14 protein-coding genes and 1 tRNA gene are annotated in these 14,522 nt (G+C 57.9%); 10 read left to right on the top strand and 5 right to left on the bottom strand.

The window, feature by feature from the left end; all coding sequences use genetic code 11:
* Positions 1-66: 66 nt before the first annotated feature.
* Positions 67-747: a Crp/Fnr family transcriptional regulator gene (locus AC2TDJ_RS05170; protein ID WP_480839879.1), complete on the top strand. Its 681-nt coding sequence runs from the start codon at positions 67-69 to the stop codon at positions 745-747.
* Here AC2TDJ_RS05170 and AC2TDJ_RS05165 read toward each other — a convergent pair.
* Positions 730-1,848 carry an AI-2E family transporter gene (locus tag AC2TDJ_RS05165; RefSeq protein WP_480839877.1) on the bottom strand — a complete coding sequence of 373 codons (1,119 nt, stop codon included), beginning with the start codon at positions 1,846-1,848 and terminating at the stop codon, positions 730-732. The two genes, AC2TDJ_RS05170 and AC2TDJ_RS05165, sit on opposite strands and share 18 nt — an antisense overlap.
* A gap of 117 nt (positions 1,849-1,965) precedes the next feature.
* On the opposite strand from AC2TDJ_RS05165, the gene AC2TDJ_RS05160 reads away from it, so the two are divergent.
* Together AC2TDJ_RS05160 and AC2TDJ_RS05155 are read left to right on the top strand one after the other, a co-directional pair.
* A complete protein-coding gene (locus tag AC2TDJ_RS05160; RefSeq protein ID WP_480839875.1) occupies positions 1,966-2,835 on the top strand; it encodes a YihY/virulence factor BrkB family protein in 870 nt (289 codons plus the stop codon).
* A gap of 110 nt (positions 2,836-2,945) precedes the next feature.
* Complete coding sequence (locus AC2TDJ_RS05155; protein WP_480839873.1) at positions 2,946-3,140, top strand: hypothetical protein; 195 nt, start codon at positions 2,946-2,948, stop codon at positions 3,138-3,140.
* A 7-nt stretch (positions 3,141-3,147) separates the two neighbouring features.
* On the opposite strand, the gene AC2TDJ_RS05150 is transcribed toward AC2TDJ_RS05155, so the two are convergent.
* Together AC2TDJ_RS05150 and AC2TDJ_RS05145 are read right to left on the bottom strand one after the other, a co-directional pair.
* Complete coding sequence (locus AC2TDJ_RS05150; protein WP_480839871.1) at positions 3,148-3,864, bottom strand: RlmE family RNA methyltransferase; 717 nt, start codon at positions 3,862-3,864, stop codon at positions 3,148-3,150.
* The gene (locus AC2TDJ_RS05145) at positions 3,864-4,976 is read right to left on the bottom strand and encodes a Ppx/GppA phosphatase family protein (RefSeq protein WP_480839870.1); all 1,113 of its coding nucleotides are present in this window, start codon (positions 4,974-4,976) and stop codon (positions 3,864-3,866) included. Before AC2TDJ_RS05145 ends, AC2TDJ_RS05150 begins: the two co-directional genes overlap by 1 nt.
* A 239-nt stretch (positions 4,977-5,215) precedes the next feature.
* On the opposite strand from AC2TDJ_RS05145, the gene AC2TDJ_RS05140 reads away from it, so the two are divergent.
* From AC2TDJ_RS05140 to AC2TDJ_RS05120, 5 genes are all read left to right on the top strand, one after another.
* Positions 5,216-5,512, top strand: coding sequence for a virulence factor (locus tag AC2TDJ_RS05140; protein ID WP_480839868.1), 297 nt, complete (start codon positions 5,216-5,218; stop codon positions 5,510-5,512).
* A 26-nt stretch (positions 5,513-5,538) separates the two neighbouring features.
* A complete protein-coding gene (locus AC2TDJ_RS05135) occupies positions 5,539-6,465 on the top strand; it encodes a methylenetetrahydrofolate reductase (protein ID WP_480839866.1) in 927 nt (308 codons plus the stop codon).
* Between the two features lie 9 nt (positions 6,466-6,474).
* Positions 6,475-7,536 carry a methyltetrahydrofolate cobalamin methyltransferase gene (locus tag AC2TDJ_RS05130; protein ID WP_480839864.1) on the top strand — a complete coding sequence of 354 codons (1,062 nt, stop codon included), beginning with the start codon at positions 6,475-6,477 and terminating at the stop codon, positions 7,534-7,536.
* 128 nt (positions 7,537-7,664) lie between these two features.
* Positions 7,665-8,489 carry a polyphosphate kinase 2 family protein gene (locus AC2TDJ_RS05125; protein ID WP_480839862.1) on the top strand — a complete coding sequence of 275 codons (825 nt, stop codon included), beginning with the start codon at positions 7,665-7,667 and terminating at the stop codon, positions 8,487-8,489.
* A 45-nt stretch (positions 8,490-8,534) separates the two neighbouring features.
* Positions 8,535-8,608 (top strand) — tRNA-Gly (locus tag AC2TDJ_RS05120).
* A gap of 13 nt (positions 8,609-8,621) precedes the next feature.
* Here AC2TDJ_RS05120 and AC2TDJ_RS05115 read toward each other — a convergent pair.
* Together AC2TDJ_RS05115 and AC2TDJ_RS05110 are read right to left on the bottom strand one after the other, a co-directional pair.
* Positions 8,622-9,479: a class I SAM-dependent methyltransferase gene (locus AC2TDJ_RS05115; protein ID WP_480839860.1), complete on the bottom strand. Its 858-nt coding sequence runs from the start codon at positions 9,477-9,479 to the stop codon at positions 8,622-8,624.
* A gap of 24 nt (positions 9,480-9,503) precedes the next feature.
* A complete protein-coding gene (locus tag AC2TDJ_RS05110) occupies positions 9,504-11,549 on the bottom strand; it encodes an ASKHA domain-containing protein (RefSeq protein ID WP_480839858.1) in 2,046 nt (681 codons plus the stop codon).
* 217 nt (positions 11,550-11,766) lie between these two features.
* Between AC2TDJ_RS05110 and guaB the strand changes: the two genes are divergently transcribed.
* Positions 11,767-13,215: an IMP dehydrogenase gene (guaB, locus tag AC2TDJ_RS05105; RefSeq protein WP_480839856.1), complete on the top strand. Its 1,449-nt coding sequence runs from the start codon at positions 11,767-11,769 to the stop codon at positions 13,213-13,215.
* Positions 13,216-13,282: 67 nt separating this feature from the next.
* Positions 13,283-14,446, top strand: coding sequence for an RsmB/NOP family class I SAM-dependent RNA methyltransferase (locus AC2TDJ_RS05100; protein WP_480839854.1), 1,164 nt, complete (start codon positions 13,283-13,285; stop codon positions 14,444-14,446).
* The last annotated feature ends 76 nt before the right edge of the window (positions 14,447-14,522 follow it).

The following is a 14,522-nucleotide window of genomic DNA, read 5'->3' as shown; positions in this document are numbered from 1 at the left end:
TGTAACGATAACGTATGCCAGTGCAGCGGTTCGCAATTTATCATATGATGAAGTTGAAATATACGGATGTTAAAAAACCTTGGTAATCGGAACTCCCTGAAGAAATCGGACTGGTTCGCGAGCCGGTCGGCCTCCTTTCAGGACGCGTTTTGGGCCTGCGCAATCAGCAAGAATTACGACCCGGATGAGGTGTTATACCTCCACGGCGATTCGGCGGACGGCATTCACGGCGTTCTGCAAGGCGCGGTAAAGATAACCGCACCTGCGGATGACGGACAGGAATTTACCCTGCATCAGGAGGGCGGCGGTTTCTGGGTTGGTGATCTTGCGTTGTTCGCAGCCACGCGCCGATTGATCAGCGTCGTCGCTACACAACCGACCGAGACTCTGTTTTTTCCGAGTTCCCGGCTGGAGCGTCTGGTGAAAGACAACCCGGAATATCTGCGGGACTTTTATGCTCTGTCCTACGAAAACATGCAGAAGGCGTTGCGAATTATCGCCAATCTTGGAACTACGGGAACCATGAAAAGGCTGATCCTGCGCCTGTTGCATCTGGAGGAGGTGGCCACCGACCCGGACGGTTGGATCCATATTTCGCGGGAAGAATTGGCCGCCATGATTGCCGTTTCCCCTCCGACGCTTCACCGATCTCTGCACAGCCTCGTTAATGACGGATTGGTTGAAGGTGGCTATGGACGGTTGCGGTTGAAAGACCGGAGCGCACTGATCTCACTCTGTCAGAGTTGACTGGTTCGTGTCGTCCTCAGCCAATCGGCCATCCAGCGACATCAGAATCGCAACCGGCCGCAAAGCCGGGATGTGGCTGAAGATAATCAGGATACAGACCGTCAGCGGGACGCTCAGGAAGGCACCGATCAACCCCCAGATGGTCGTCCAGAAAGTCAGGGCCAGTATGACCAGAAAGGTCGACATGTTCAGGGACCGTCCCAGCATGGCCGGGTCCAGAAAGTTGCCAATCAGGAACTGAATTGTACCGCAACCCAGCACAATCACCAGAAATGGCCCGATGCTGTCGAACTGAACCAGCGCAATCATGGCCGGAAACACCACGGCGATGATCGAACCGATCGAGGGGATGAAGTTCAGCGCAAATGTCAGCACAGCCCAGGTCTCGGCATATTCCAATCCCAAAACACGGAACACCGTATAGCTGATCGTGGCGGTTATCAGGCTGATGAAGGTCTTGACCCCCACATAACGTTGCAGACTGTAGGAAATCGCATCCAGAACCGAGGCCAGATCGGCACCTAGCTGAGGATTTCCTGCCGCAAGCTGAATCTTCTTTCGAAAGGCCAGCCGTTCGGCCATCAGGAAGGCCACATACAGGCTGATTAGAAAAAACTGGTTCAGCAGCGAAGTCGCGCTGCCCAGTAACACGCGGGCGACATAGGACATGTCGATGCTGACCAGATTGTCCCGAATAAAACTGGTGACATCATTGCCGACCAGTCCGGTGATACGGTTGACGGCGGTATCGAACTGGTTCTCGTATGTGTTGATCGATCGGGCGAACTGCGTGGCCTGGCTGCCAAGCACGTACATGATCATGAACAAACCGGCCAATACAACTGTGACGCCGGCGATGTTGGCCAACCAGACGGGTGCCCGTGTCACAGCCCGCACCCGGTCGGCAAGCGCGATGATCAGAACATTGACCAGCAACGCCATGGTCAGAGGGATCAGAAACCGCGCACCGGCATAAAGCCCCAGTACGACCAGAGTGGCCACGATCGTAATATCCCGCACAACCGTCAGTGTCAGTCGGGGGCGGGCAGGGCTGTCCGGTGATTCCGAGGTCATGTCAAAGCCTTGTTCCGTGGGTGCCATGATCCTGCACAGGCCAGCGGGTTTATGCAATCCGGTCAGGCGGTTATCGGCAAGAATTCAGCATATAACCCATATTGCCATGTTCTGCCCGGTTCCAACGTGGGTTAGTGTCATTGTATGAGCCATGCTTCGATTCCATCGTTTGGACAATTCCTCAATGCCTTTTGGCTGGCATTGCGTCGATTCAATAACAAGGATGGCTTCGTCATGAGCAGCCATGTGGCGATGTCGTTGATGATGGCCTTGTTTCCTTTCGTCCTGTTCACCGTTGCCTTGGCAGGGGCGTTGTCGCAAGGCTATGTCACCGACGAGTTGATCGAATTGATCTTCGGGGCGTGGCCAAAGGACGTGGCAGATCCGATCGTTTCCGAATTGCGGGCGGTGCTGGACGGAGCAGGGACCGGCGTGATCACTTTGGGTGGCTTGCTGGCCGTCTATTTCGCGTCAAATGGTGTCGCCGCCGTCCGCAAAGCTATGACGCAGGCCTACCACGATCAGGACAGCTGGCCGTTTTGGAAAACGCGCTTGCTGTGTTTTGCGCTCGTTATCATTGGCGGCGCTGCCATTCTGGCCATCGCTGCGGTAGAGGTGGTTCTGCCGGTCTACACCCGTCTGGTGTCGGAAAGAACGGATGTAAACGTTGGGCAGTGGCTGTCCGTCGATCGGCTGCGATGGACGTTTACTGTTGCGGTACCGGCTGGCACGGTTTTGTTGGCGCATCTGATACTGCCGACGCGGCGGCACAGGCTGTCTCAGATTCTGCCGGGCGTTATTCTGACGCTTGCGCTGTGGGCGGCAGGTGGTTGGGGGTTCTCCATCTATATCGCCCAGTTTGCCACCTACAGCGCTACTTATGCGGGATTGGCCGGTGCCATGGCGGCCCTGATCTTTCTGTATCTGTGTTCCGCGATGTTGATCCTTGGAGCGGAGTATAACGGAGCATTGATCGACCTGCGGAACGCCCAGCAGGCCAAAGACGTGGCCTGATCTCTCCTAAAGCTGCCAGACCTGAACGGCACTGAACGGGCGGAATTATGCCACGTTCCCGGCAAGATTCACCGTTAGGATTAAGGGTCAAAGGTTTTTGCAGGTGTCCAATGTCTCAACGTTTTTCTACAACAACACAGCCGCTGGTCGGACCACGTAAAGCCTCTTTGGATGAACGCATTGCCGAGCTGCGCGCGAAAAGGCCGGTCTATGTCAACCACGGCGAAGCATTGTTGTTGCAAGGGATAGCGACAGCGTCGTTGCGCGAACAAAAGATCGTGGATGGCAGGTTCGATCTGGATTAACGGGCTGTCAGCCGCGGAAACCCGTTGCGACGACGAATTTCTCTGAACTGTCGGACCGCGACGCAGGCGGTTTCACGTTGGAAACCTTTTGAAACTTCTGTTTCAGTAGCTTTTGCAGGTCACCTTCCGCGCCCCCGGCCAGAACCTTGGCGACAAACGTGCCGCCCTCTTCCAGAACGTCAAAAGCGAAATAGGCGGCGGTTTCGCACAGCGCCATGATCCGCAAATGGTCGGTTTGCTTGTGACCTGATGATGCGGCTGCCATGTCCGACATCACAACATCCGCTTTGCCGCCAAGCCATTCCTTTACCTTCTCGTCGGCGTCATCTTCCATGAAATCCAACTGATGCACTTCGGCACCTGCAACGGGCTCGACCTCTTGCAGATCAACGCCCAGAACAGTGCCGACCCTCTTGCCGCTTTTTTCACCCAGCGCATTGACGCGCTTGACCGCCACTTGCAGCCAGCCACCGGGTGCGCAGCCCAGATCGACCACGCGCGCACCGGGAACGAGAAAGCGGAATTTGTCGTCCAGTTCCAGTATCTTGAACGCCGCGCGCCCGCGGTAACCCTCGACCTGCGCGCGTTTGACATAAGGGTCGTTCAATTGCCGTTCGAGCCAACGTGTCGAGCTGAGTTTGCGCCCGCGCGCGGTCTTGACCTTTACCTTCAGGTCGCGCTGCCCGCGGCCCGAGTTGATTCTGCCAGTTGGTGTCTTCGTCATCAGAACGGTCCGTCTTCCAATACACCGTCCGCACTCATCTGTGCATAAAGCAGGCCTTCGCGCAGCCCTCGGTCCGCCACCGAGAGACGGTCGGTGGGCCAGCAACGCAGCAGAGCCTGCAAAATGGCAGAGCCGGACATGATCAGGGCCTGCCGGTCATCACCGATCCGTGGATCCCGGCGTCGACCCTGAGGGCCGAGTTCTAAATACCCGCGTATGACTTTGTCAATCTGATCGCTGGTCATGCGCAAACCGTCCACTTTGGTCCGGTCATAGCGTTTCAGACCCAGATGCGAGGCTGCAACCGTCGTCACGGTGCCGCTGGTCCCAACGATCTGAAACCCTTCACGCGCCTGTTCGTCCTTGTAGGGCGCAAAGTCGGCCAGGTTTTCCTCGAAAAACCAGCTCATCAGGGCAAAACGGGCCGAGTCATCTTCGACATCGTTGAACTGATCCCGCAGCGTTGCCACGCCCAGTGGCACGCTGATCCAGTCGACAACCTTGGCTGCCGGAAATGGGCTTTCGACCGTGTGGAACCCGTTATGCAGACGCATGATCGCTGCCGGCCGGTCCCGGCGCGGCACGGATGAAATGTCGATCCAGACCAGTTCGGTCGAGCCACCCCCGATATCGACAACCAGCAATTGCTCGGTCTTGGTTGAGACCAGGGGCGCGCAGGAAATGACGGCCAGGCGGGCCTCTTCCTCGGGTTGGATGATCTCGAGCGTCAGACCGGTTTCGCGTTTAACCTGCCGAATGAAGTCCCGCGAGTTCTTGGCACGACGGCAAGCTTCGGTTGCGATCAGACGCATCCGTTTGACCTTGTTGCGTTTCAGCTTTTGCTGGCAGATTCTCAGGGCTTGAACGGTACGCGCCATTGACGCCCGTGACAGCCGCCCGGTTCGCTCCAGCCCGGCACCCAACTGCACGGACTTGGAAAAACTGTCTACCACATGGAACCCGCTGCCCTTGGGCTGGGCTATCAACATGCGGCAGCTATTTGTCCCCAGATCCAGCGCCGCATACAACGCATCTGGATCGGGTCTTGCCGGCGCGGGGCTTTCGACCGCCTTCGGGAACGCGCCCGCACCTTTGGGACGCTTGGGCGCCATCGTAACGCCCTCCGATTTTCGAGTTACCCCGACCATAGGTCGCGCACCGCAATCACGCAAGACGCTCATTATCGTCATGAAGATTTTGATGTCGGGCTCTTGGGAAACTTCGGATACAAGCCCGGTACGCGAGTGTGGGCAAAAACGTCGCTTGAAAAGCGTTGGGTGTCGAAAATCGACCGACCTGAGCCCACATAGAAGTTTAGAACCGGCCCATCGGGTTAGGAGGAATCACAGCGATGCCTGACGTCACTATTGTATACTGGCGCGATATTCCCGCTCAGGTCATCGTCGGCAAAGGCCGCCGTGGCGCCAAGCGGCAATTGGAGGAACGGTTCGAGCAAGCGATCGACCGGGCCGCCATGAAGGTGAACGCCAAGGACAGTGATGCCTACCTGGCCGAGTGGCGCAAGGCCGAACCTTTTGTGGTCGATGGCGACCCGGCAGAGATTGCCGAAACAGAAGCCGTGCGTCTGGAAACGGAATACGATCAGGAGCGGGTCAAAGCCCTGATCGCCAATGACGGTTGGGCATGAGCCCCAGATCTGTATGGGAGGCCGCAATGGCTTTGCTGAACTTCAAGAAACGTGATGCGGCCGAGAAGGCCCCGGTAAACCCGACCGTCGAAGCCTTTCTGAAAGGTTATTCGATCGAGGTTATGCCGCGTACCGCCGAAAAGGTCGAGGATTTCCGCGCGCTGTTGCCCGAAGGCACCCGCGTCTACATCGCCCATATCGAGGGCACCCCGATCGAGGACATGGTGAAAACCGCCAAGCGGATCGCGGACGAGGGTTATCCTGTCATGCCGCACTTCCCGGCGCGGATCATCAAGGATGCTGCAACGCTGGAGAACTGGATCTCGATGTACCAGGGCGAAGCGGGCGTTGAACAGGCGCTGCTGCTGGCCGGTGGTGTAGCCAAGCCGCATGGCGATTTCGACAGCTCGATGCAATTGCTGGAGTCCGGCCTGTTCGACAAGGCGGGCTTCAAACGTCTGCACGTGGCGGGTCACCCCGAGGGGAACAAGGACATTGACCCAGACGGCTCGACCAAAAACGTCGATGATGCGCTGCGCTGGAAACAGAAATTCAGCGAAACAACCGATGCCGAAATGGCGCTGGCAACCCAGTTCGCTTTTGACGCAAAGCCGATCATCGCTTGGGCCGACAGCCTGAAAGAAGCGGGCATTAACCTGCCGATCCATATCGGCATCGCGGGTCCGGCCAAACTTCAGACGCTGATCAAATTCGCCATCGCCTGCGGCGTCGGTCCGTCACTGAAAGTTCTGCAGAAACGCGCCATGGACGTCTCCAAGCTGCTGTTGCCTTACGAGCCGACAGACGTGTTGACCGAACTGGCCACCCACAAAGCGGCCAACCCGGATTTCAACATCACCAACGTACACTTCTTCCCGCTTGGTGGTATCAAGACCAACGCCAACTGGGCGATTGAAAACGGCGGCGCTTCGGCAAAGCCAGCAAACTCCTAAGGAACGGACATGACCCGTACAGTCGTAGAATCAAAAACAAAAACCGCCGTTCTGGGCTTTGACGAGCCGTTCTGTGTGATTGGTGAGCGGATCAACCCGACTGGTCGAAAGAAGCTGGCCGCCGAACTGGAAGCGGGCGACTTCTCGACCGTCGAGAAAGACGCCATCGCTCAGGTCGCTGCAGGCGCGACCGTTCTGGATATCAACGCAGGCGTTGTCTACAACTCGAACCCCAACCCGAATGAGACCGAACCGCCGCTGATGCGTAAGATCGTCGAGCTGGTGCAGGGCCTGGTCGAAGTGCCGCTGTGCATCGACTCGTCGGTTCCGGGTGCGCTGGAAGCCGGTCTGGAGGCCGCTGAAGGTCGTCCGCTGCTGAACTCGGTCACGGGTGAGGAAGAGCGTCTGGAACTGGTTCTGCCGCTGGTCAAGAAATACAACGTTCCGGTTGTGGCGATCTCGAACGATGACACCGGCATTTCGGAAGACCCCGATGTGCGCTTTGACGTTGCAAAGAAGATCGTCGAACGAGCAGCCGATCACGGAATTCCGGCCCACGACATCGTCGTCGACCCGTTGGTCATGCCCATCGGCGCGATGGCCACCGCCGGTCAGCAGGTGTTCGCACTGGTTCGTCGTCTGCGCGAGGAACTGGGCGTGAACACCACCTGCGGTGCGTCCAACATCTCGTTCGGTCTGCCGAACCGCCACGGTATCAACAACGCCTTCCTGCCGATGGCGATGGGTGCTGGCATGACCTCGGCGATCATGAACCCGGTGGCACTGCCGGTGACACAGAAGAAGATTGCCGAGAAGAAAGAGGCTGTTGCAGCCGCAGGCATCATTCTGCCGGAAGGTATGGACGACGAGACGTTCGTTCAGATGTTCGGTCTGGGTTCGACCCTGCCGCGTGCGGGCAAAGAGATGGAGGCCATCCGCGCCGCCAACCTGCTGACCAACAATGACCCGCATGGCGGCGAGTGGATCAAGTTCAACAAATCCCCCGAAGAGGCAGGCGCCACAGGTGCCGCCGGTGGACGCCGTGGTGGTGGGCGCCGTCGCCGCGCCTGATCCGCATTGCATTGAAATTCGAGAAGGCCGGGTCGTTCGCCCGGCCTTTTCTTTTTGACACGGATCATTGTCAGTGAACATCAGGGTCATAAGATTGGGAGCATCCGACGTCTCAAACAGGTGCGCCCATGTCTCATCATCCTCCGAAACTCTCGGAAGTCGATCTCTCCAAAAAACTGGGCAAACACGAATATCTTGAGCGGTTGGTAGACCTGCAAGCTCGGTTGGCGCTGATTCAGCAGGCGTTTCTGTTTCACGGCCTGAAAGGCGTGATCGTTTTCGAAGGTTGGGATGCCGCCGGCAAGGGCGGAACGATCCGTCGAGTCAGTCAGGCTCTGGACCCGCGCAGTTTCAAGGTTTGGCCGATTGGGGCGCCGCGTAACTACTATCTGAACCGTCACTACCTGTTGCGGTTCTGGGAGAGGTTACCACCCGAGGGCGCAATTTCGGCATTCGACCGCAGTTGGTACGGTCGTGTATTGGTCGAGCGGATCGAAAAGTTGACCCCTGAAAAGCGCTGGCGCGAAGCCTATCGTGAGATCAATGATTTTGAGCGAATGCTGGTCGATGACGGCACCCGCATTGTGAAGTTGTTTTTTCACATCTCGCCGGAAGAACAGATGGAGCGATTCACCGAACGGCTGCGCAACCCGCTGAAACGCTGGAAACTCACCTACGAAGACTTCCGCAATCGCGAGAAATGGCAAGAGACCGAGGTCGCAGTGGATGAGATGCTGGCCCGAACCTCGACCGAGATTGCACCATGGAACGTTATTCCTGCAAACAACAAAAAATTTGCCCGAATCAAGGCGATAACAGCCATTGTTGAGGCGTTTTCGGATGGGGTTGACCTGAACCCGCAGCATTTGGACAAAAAAACGCTCGAAGCAGCGGGGCGTTTGCTGGAAGTGGATCAGGACCTGATTGACAGTTTGCGCGCCCGGACGGATTGATCCGTCTTGAACCCGGTTCCGGGGCAGGGTATCCAAACAGGCGCGGCGGGTATGATGTAATGGTAGCCTGTCAGCTTCCCAAGCTGAACGCGCGGGTTCGATTCCCGCTACCCGCTCCAGGCATTCTCGAAATCAATTCGCTCGCTGCGCCTGAAACAGGTTGATCACCGCCGGAATCTTCAGGTCCTGACCATTGGTATAAGGGCCAAATGCTTCTGCCACGGCGTCCTGAATGGCGCGGACATCTTGTGCTGTTCCGTTGAAGTGAGAGATTACCCTGGCAGCAGGGCCGACACGGGTGCACAAAGCAGCCGAATCCTGAACCGAACCGACACCTGCCAATCCAATTGGCACAGCCTCGGCCTTAATACCGGACAGGCCAGCTTTGGCCATCATGCCTGTGACATGTTCAATGTCGTGAAATGCCAGCGGTCCGGGTGCATACCGATCCACCCTTGGTGGCTGACCCAGATGAGAAGTCGCGGCAACATGAGGAATTTTGAACCAGGGGTTGTCACCAAGCGGACCCCATGCGGCAAAGGTCATTTGTCCTTTGGATTTTAACGCGCGGGCCATATTGGTGAATGCAGCAACCGAATCTTCGAAAAACATGACGCCGAAGCGTGAAATTGCAGCGTCATGTTCACCTGCCTCAAACTCGTGCGTCTGTGCGTCGGCGTAGCGGAATTCGATGTTTCGGACACCGCTTTGCATCGCTCGGGCTTGGGCACGATCCAAAAAGGGTTGAGAAATGTCGACTGCGAGAACTTCGCCCGACAATCCCACTTGCTGTGCCGCAGAGATAGAACTGACACCGGTGCCGCACCCGATATCAAGAACCCGCATCCCCGGCCTCAGTTCGGCACGTTTCAGCACCAGGTCGAGCACCGGGGACATCAGATGATCAAGTTGGTCTTCGTAGGTCAACCATTTTGCACCAGAGGCCGATTTTCCCCAGTATTCCGCCTGTTCGTCGTTTGCGGTCTGCATTCCGGCCTCCTGTCGTTGGCGCGACTATGACCTGCGGCGACGACGGCGGCCAGATTTTTCCTCATCCCCGCCGCCAGTATTGAACGAAGGAGCGGGCAGGGTGACCACTTGTGCCAGTTCCGGGAACGGGTCAGTTTTGTGCGGGATCGCGTTAGCAGCGACGAAATGCTCCTGAAATTTGGGTTCGATTGCAGTTTCGACCTTGGTGATCTCGCGCACAACACGCTCGATCTCGGCCCGCGCGGCGATGTTGCACAAGGCGATCCGCGCGCCGGTACCGGCGGCGTTGCCCGCGCTCGATACCTTCTCCAGCGGTGCATCCGGGATCATGCCCAGCACCATGGCATGCTTGGTCGAGATATGTGCGCCAAACGCGCCCGCCAGAACCACGCGGTCGACCTTGTCGACCTCCATTTCGTCCATCAGCAAACGAGCGCCGGCATAAAGCGCGGATTTCGCCAGTTGGATGGCGCGGATGTCGCCTTGGGTGACGGTGATGCGCGGGCCGCCTTCGGCACTGGAATCGTGGATCAGGTATGCGTTGGTCCGACCTTCGGGTACGCAGCGCGCGGTTCCGGTCTGTTCGGCCGAACCGATCAGACCGCTTTCGTCCAACAGCCCGGCGATGCGCATCTCGGCCACGGCCTCGATGATGCCCGAGCCGCAGATGCCTGTGATGCCGGTTGTTGCGATGTCCTGATCAAAGCCTTCCTCGTCCGACCATTTCTCGGAACCGATGACGCGAAAGCGGGGTTCCTTGGTGGCCGGGTCGATCTCTATCCGCTCGATGGCACCAGGGGCCGCGCGCTGGCCCGAACTGATCTGAGCGCCTTCGAATGCGGGGCCGGTGGGCGACGAACAGGCCAGAACGCGGTGGGTGTTGCCCAGAAGAATTTCGGCGTTGGTGCCTACGTCGACGATCAGTACCAGATCGTCGGATTTTCCGGGCTCTTCCGACAGTGCGACCGCAGCGCAGTCGGCGCCAACGTGGCCCGCGATACAGGGCAGGATATAGACCTGCGAGCGCGGGTTCATGTTGGCCAGATCCATCTCGCGCGCCGGAAGCGAGACGCTTTCCGACGTCGCCAACGCAAATGGCGCCTGACCGAGTTCCACGGGATCAAGCCCCAACAATAGATGGTGCATGACCGGGTTGCAGACAAAAACGGTCTCTACGATCAGAGCGGCGTCGATATCGGCTTCCTCTGCAATCGAGGTGGTCAGATCGTTGATCGCCTCGCGCACGGCTTTTGTCATCTCTTGATCGCCACCGGGATTCATCATGGCGTAGGACACGCGGCTCATCAGGTCTTCGCCGAACCGGATTTGCGGGTTCATCAAACCGGACGAAGCCTTGACTTCTCCGGTTTCCAAATCGGTCAGGTGGGCCGCGATGGTCGTCGAGCCGAGGTCGATCGCCAATCCGTAAAGACCGCTTTCATGCAGCCCGGGCCAGATCTCGACAATGCGGGCGACGGTGTCCTTGTGGCCTTTGTGAACGGCTACCGTAACTTCCCATTTGCCCTTGCGCAGTATCAGTTGCAGCTTTGACATCAGGGACAGATCGGCGGTGACTTCGTCAATGTGCCACTGCTCGCGCAGCGCGCGTTCCAGTCGTTCCAGATCTCCCGTGGGCGAGTGCATGTCGGGCTCTTCCACGACCACGAAATAAAGCCGGGTGGCCGGGTCCATGGTAATGGCTCGGGCAGCGGCGGCCTTGCGGACGACCTGGCGGTGAACCTGGCTTTCGGGCGGTACGTCGATCACTACGTCGCCCTGAACAGAAGCCTGACAGCCCAGACGGCGACCTGGTTTCAACCCGCGTTTGTCATCATAACGCTGCTCGACTGCATTCCATTCGCTCAGGGCATCTTGTGCGACTGTCACGCCGTGCTTGGGAAACTCACCATAGCTGGGGGTAATCTGGCATTTCGAACAGATTCCGCGCCCGCCGCAGACCGAATCCAGATCGACACCCAATTGACGGGCAGCGGTCAGAATCGGTGTGCCAACGGGAAAATGTCCGCGTTTGCCCGAGGGAGTAAAGACGACAAGAGGGTCGTTGGTCATGTTGAGCCTGCCATTTGTATTCGCGCGTATGCCGGGCAAGATATTGGTTTACGCGCCAAGGGAAAGGGCAATCAGCGGCACGTTTTGCGCAGCTTGCGTCGTTTTCGGTTGCGGCATCGCCCCGCAGGCGAAAACTACTTGATGCCGGGGGCTTTTCCTTGGGCGCAATCCATGCAATAGGGTCACCGCCAAACGGGCTTTTGCATGGGGTTATCAGATGCAGATTCGTGAGGCACTCACCTTTGACGACGTTCTCCTGGTTCCGGGCGCATCTACCGTGCTGCCCGCCACGGCGGATACAAGCACGCGGGTGACGCGTGAAATCACCATGAATATCCCGCTGCTGAGTTCGGCCATGGACACGGTGACCGAAGCGCGCATGGCCATTGCCATGGCGCAAGCCGGCGGCATTGGCGTCGTGCACAAGAACCTTTCGGTCGAGGAACAGGCCCGAGAGGTACGCCGGGTCAAACGGTTCGAATCCGGTATCGTTTACAACCCCGTCACTCTGCGTGTCGATCAGACCCTTGCCGATGCGCAGGCATTGGTCGATCGCTACAACTTCACCGGCTTTCCCGTTGTTGATGACGCGGGCCGCGTGGTCGGTATTCTGACCAACCGGGATATGCGCTTTGCCACGTCGGACGACATGCCGGTCAAGGCGATGATGACATCGGAAAACCTCGCCATGTTGCAGGAGCCGGCTGATCTGGAAGAAGCCAAAAGCCTTATGCGCGCCCGCCGGATCGAAAAGCTGCTGGTGGTCGATGGCGAAGGCAAACTGACCGGATTGTTAACTCTCAAAGACACAGAACAGGCTGTACTGAACCCGACCGCGTGTAAGGATCGGCTGGGTCGGTTGCGCGTCGCCGCAGCGACATCTGTGGGGGATGCCGGGTTCGAGCGGTCGGAACAATTGGTGGATTCCGGTGTAGATATCATTGTTGTGGACACCGCACATGGACACTCGCAAGGTGTTCTGGACGCGGTGAAACGAGCCAAAACCCTGTCGAACGAGGTTCAGATTATCGCAGGCAACGTCGCCACCGCCGAGGCGACAAGGGCACTGATTGATGCCGGGGCGGATGCGATCAAGGTCGGCATCGGGCCAGGCTCGATCTGTACGACGCGCATGGTTGCTGGCGTCGGCGTTCCTCAGCTGACTGCGATTATGGATTGCGCAACGGCGGCGGGTGATGTTCCGGTGATCGCCGATGGCGGCATCAAATTCTCGGGCGATTTCGCAAAGGCGATCGCGGCCGGTGCGTCCTGCGCAATGGTTGGTTCGATGATTGCAGGGACAGACGAAAGCCCGGGTGAGGTGATCCTGTATCAGGGACGCTCCTTCAAATCGTACCGCGGTATGGGCAGCCTGGGTGCCATGGCGCGCGGCTCAGCGGATCGGTATTTCCAGAAGGATGCCGCCAATGACAAGCTGGTGCCGGAAGGGATCGAAGGACAGGTGCCATACAAAGGATCAGCCAGCGCGGTCATTCACCAACTGGTCGGCGGTCTGCGGGCCGCGATGGGTTATACAGGTTGCGCCACTGTCGACGAAATGCGCCGTAACTGCAATTTCGTCAAGATTACCGGTGCGGGCCTGAAAGAAAGTCATGTGCACGACGTTCAAATCACGCGCGAGAGCCCGAATTATCGGGTGATGTGATCTCCGCGTGTCGCGGTGTCCGGGCCGGGCGCCGCGCGGCAGCTGATGTGAAGGATTGGAAATCACAATGACACCAGCTGCGCGCGTGCAGGCCTCTATAGAAATACTCGATGACATCCTGGCTGGAACTCCGGTTGAAAAGGCATTGACCGGATGGGCGCGACGCAGCCGGTTTGCCGGGTCCAAGGACCGGGCCGCAATACGGGATCACGTTTTCGATGCGCTGCGACGCAAGCGTTCCTTGGCGGCATTGGGAGGGTCCGAAACGGGGCGCGGCCTGATGATCGGGCAAGTCCGCGCATCGGGGCAGGACCCCTCGGATCTATTTACCGGCGAGCGACACGCGCCGCGCGCCGTGTCTGAGGCCGAAGTTGCTCGGGATTTTTCCAGCAAAGCCGAACGTCTGGACATTCCGGAGTGGCTTTGGCCGGAGTTCCAGAGATCTCTGGGAAACGACGCTGAGGTTGCTGCCATCGCGCTGCAAGATCGAGCGCCGGTTCATTTGCGAGTTAATTTGTCAAAGTGCGACTTAGCCGAGGCCGTTCACGTGTTGGCTGAAGATAGCATAAAGGCCAAACCGCACGCCGCATGTGAGACGGCCCTGGAAGTGACTGAAGGCGCACGAAAGATTTCGCAATGCCGTGCATATATATCCGGATTGGTCGAACTTCAGGACGCCGCCAGTCAAGCCATTATTGCCGCGCTTGATTTGCAGCCGGGCATGCGCGTTCTGGATTATTGTGCCGGCGGTGGTGGTAAGGCCTTGGCTCTGGCGGGTCGAGACAAAAACGTGCGCGTCTTTGCCCATGATGCCAACCCCGCTCGAATGCGTGATTTACCTGATCGGGCATCGCGTGCGGGCGTAGACATCACTATCTTGACCGGGCCTGAGATTAGGGAACTGGCCCCGTTCGACATTGTGCTGACAGATGTTCCCTGTAGTGGAAGCGGATCATGGAGGCGAGCGCCTGCCGGCAAGTGGTCACTGACGCAGGATGGGTTGGAAGCACTTACAGTCACTCAATCCGAAATTCTTGAGATTGCTGCACCCCTGGTAACCGACGGAGGTGTGCTTGCTTATGCAACCTGCTCTATGCTGTCGGTGGAAAACGACACCATTGTCGATGCTTTTGTGCGCGACCATCCGGATTGGAAATCGGTGTTTCGGAAATCGTGGCTGGTTTCCCACGGAACTGATGGGTTCTATTCCGCGCACTTGACGCGAAAATAATCTGTTGAAAAACAACTATAAGACGATTTTTACTGCTTTACCAATTAAGCAGTGGTTAACCATTGCGATCCGATAC

This window comes from Ruegeria sp. HKCCD6647-2 (assembly GCF_057221075.1).
This window is presented reverse-complemented; position numbering and strand designations above follow the sequence as displayed.

Coding starts and splice junctions, on each gene's coding strand:
- AC2TDJ_RS05170 (WP_480839879.1), top strand. CDS start 67: ATGTTAAAAAACCTTGGTAATCGGAACTCCCTGAAGAAATCGGACTGG.
- AC2TDJ_RS05165 (WP_480839877.1), bottom strand. CDS start 1,848: ATGGCACCCACGGAACAAGGCTTTGACATGACCTCGGAATCACCGGAC.
- AC2TDJ_RS05160 (WP_480839875.1), top strand. CDS start 1,966: ATGAGCCATGCTTCGATTCCATCGTTTGGACAATTCCTCAATGCCTTT.
- AC2TDJ_RS05155 (WP_480839873.1), top strand. CDS start 2,946: ATGTCTCAACGTTTTTCTACAACAACACAGCCGCTGGTCGGACCACGT.
- AC2TDJ_RS05150 (WP_480839871.1), bottom strand. CDS start 3,864: ATGACGAAGACACCAACTGGCAGAATCAACTCGGGCCGCGGGCAGCGC.
- AC2TDJ_RS05145 (WP_480839870.1), bottom strand. CDS start 4,976: ATGGCGCCCAAGCGTCCCAAAGGTGCGGGCGCGTTCCCGAAGGCGGTC.
- AC2TDJ_RS05140 (WP_480839868.1), top strand. CDS start 5,216: ATGCCTGACGTCACTATTGTATACTGGCGCGATATTCCCGCTCAGGTC.
- AC2TDJ_RS05135 (WP_480839866.1), top strand. CDS start 5,539: ATGGCTTTGCTGAACTTCAAGAAACGTGATGCGGCCGAGAAGGCCCCG.
- AC2TDJ_RS05130 (WP_480839864.1), top strand. CDS start 6,475: ATGACCCGTACAGTCGTAGAATCAAAAACAAAAACCGCCGTTCTGGGC.
- AC2TDJ_RS05125 (WP_480839862.1), top strand. CDS start 7,665: ATGTCTCATCATCCTCCGAAACTCTCGGAAGTCGATCTCTCCAAAAAA.
- AC2TDJ_RS05115 (WP_480839860.1), bottom strand. CDS start 9,479: ATGCAGACCGCAAACGACGAACAGGCGGAATACTGGGGAAAATCGGCC.
- AC2TDJ_RS05110 (WP_480839858.1), bottom strand. CDS start 11,549: ATGACCAACGACCCTCTTGTCGTCTTTACTCCCTCGGGCAAACGCGGA.
- guaB (WP_480839856.1), top strand. CDS start 11,767: ATGCAGATTCGTGAGGCACTCACCTTTGACGACGTTCTCCTGGTTCCG.
- AC2TDJ_RS05100 (WP_480839854.1), top strand. CDS start 13,283: ATGACACCAGCTGCGCGCGTGCAGGCCTCTATAGAAATACTCGATGAC.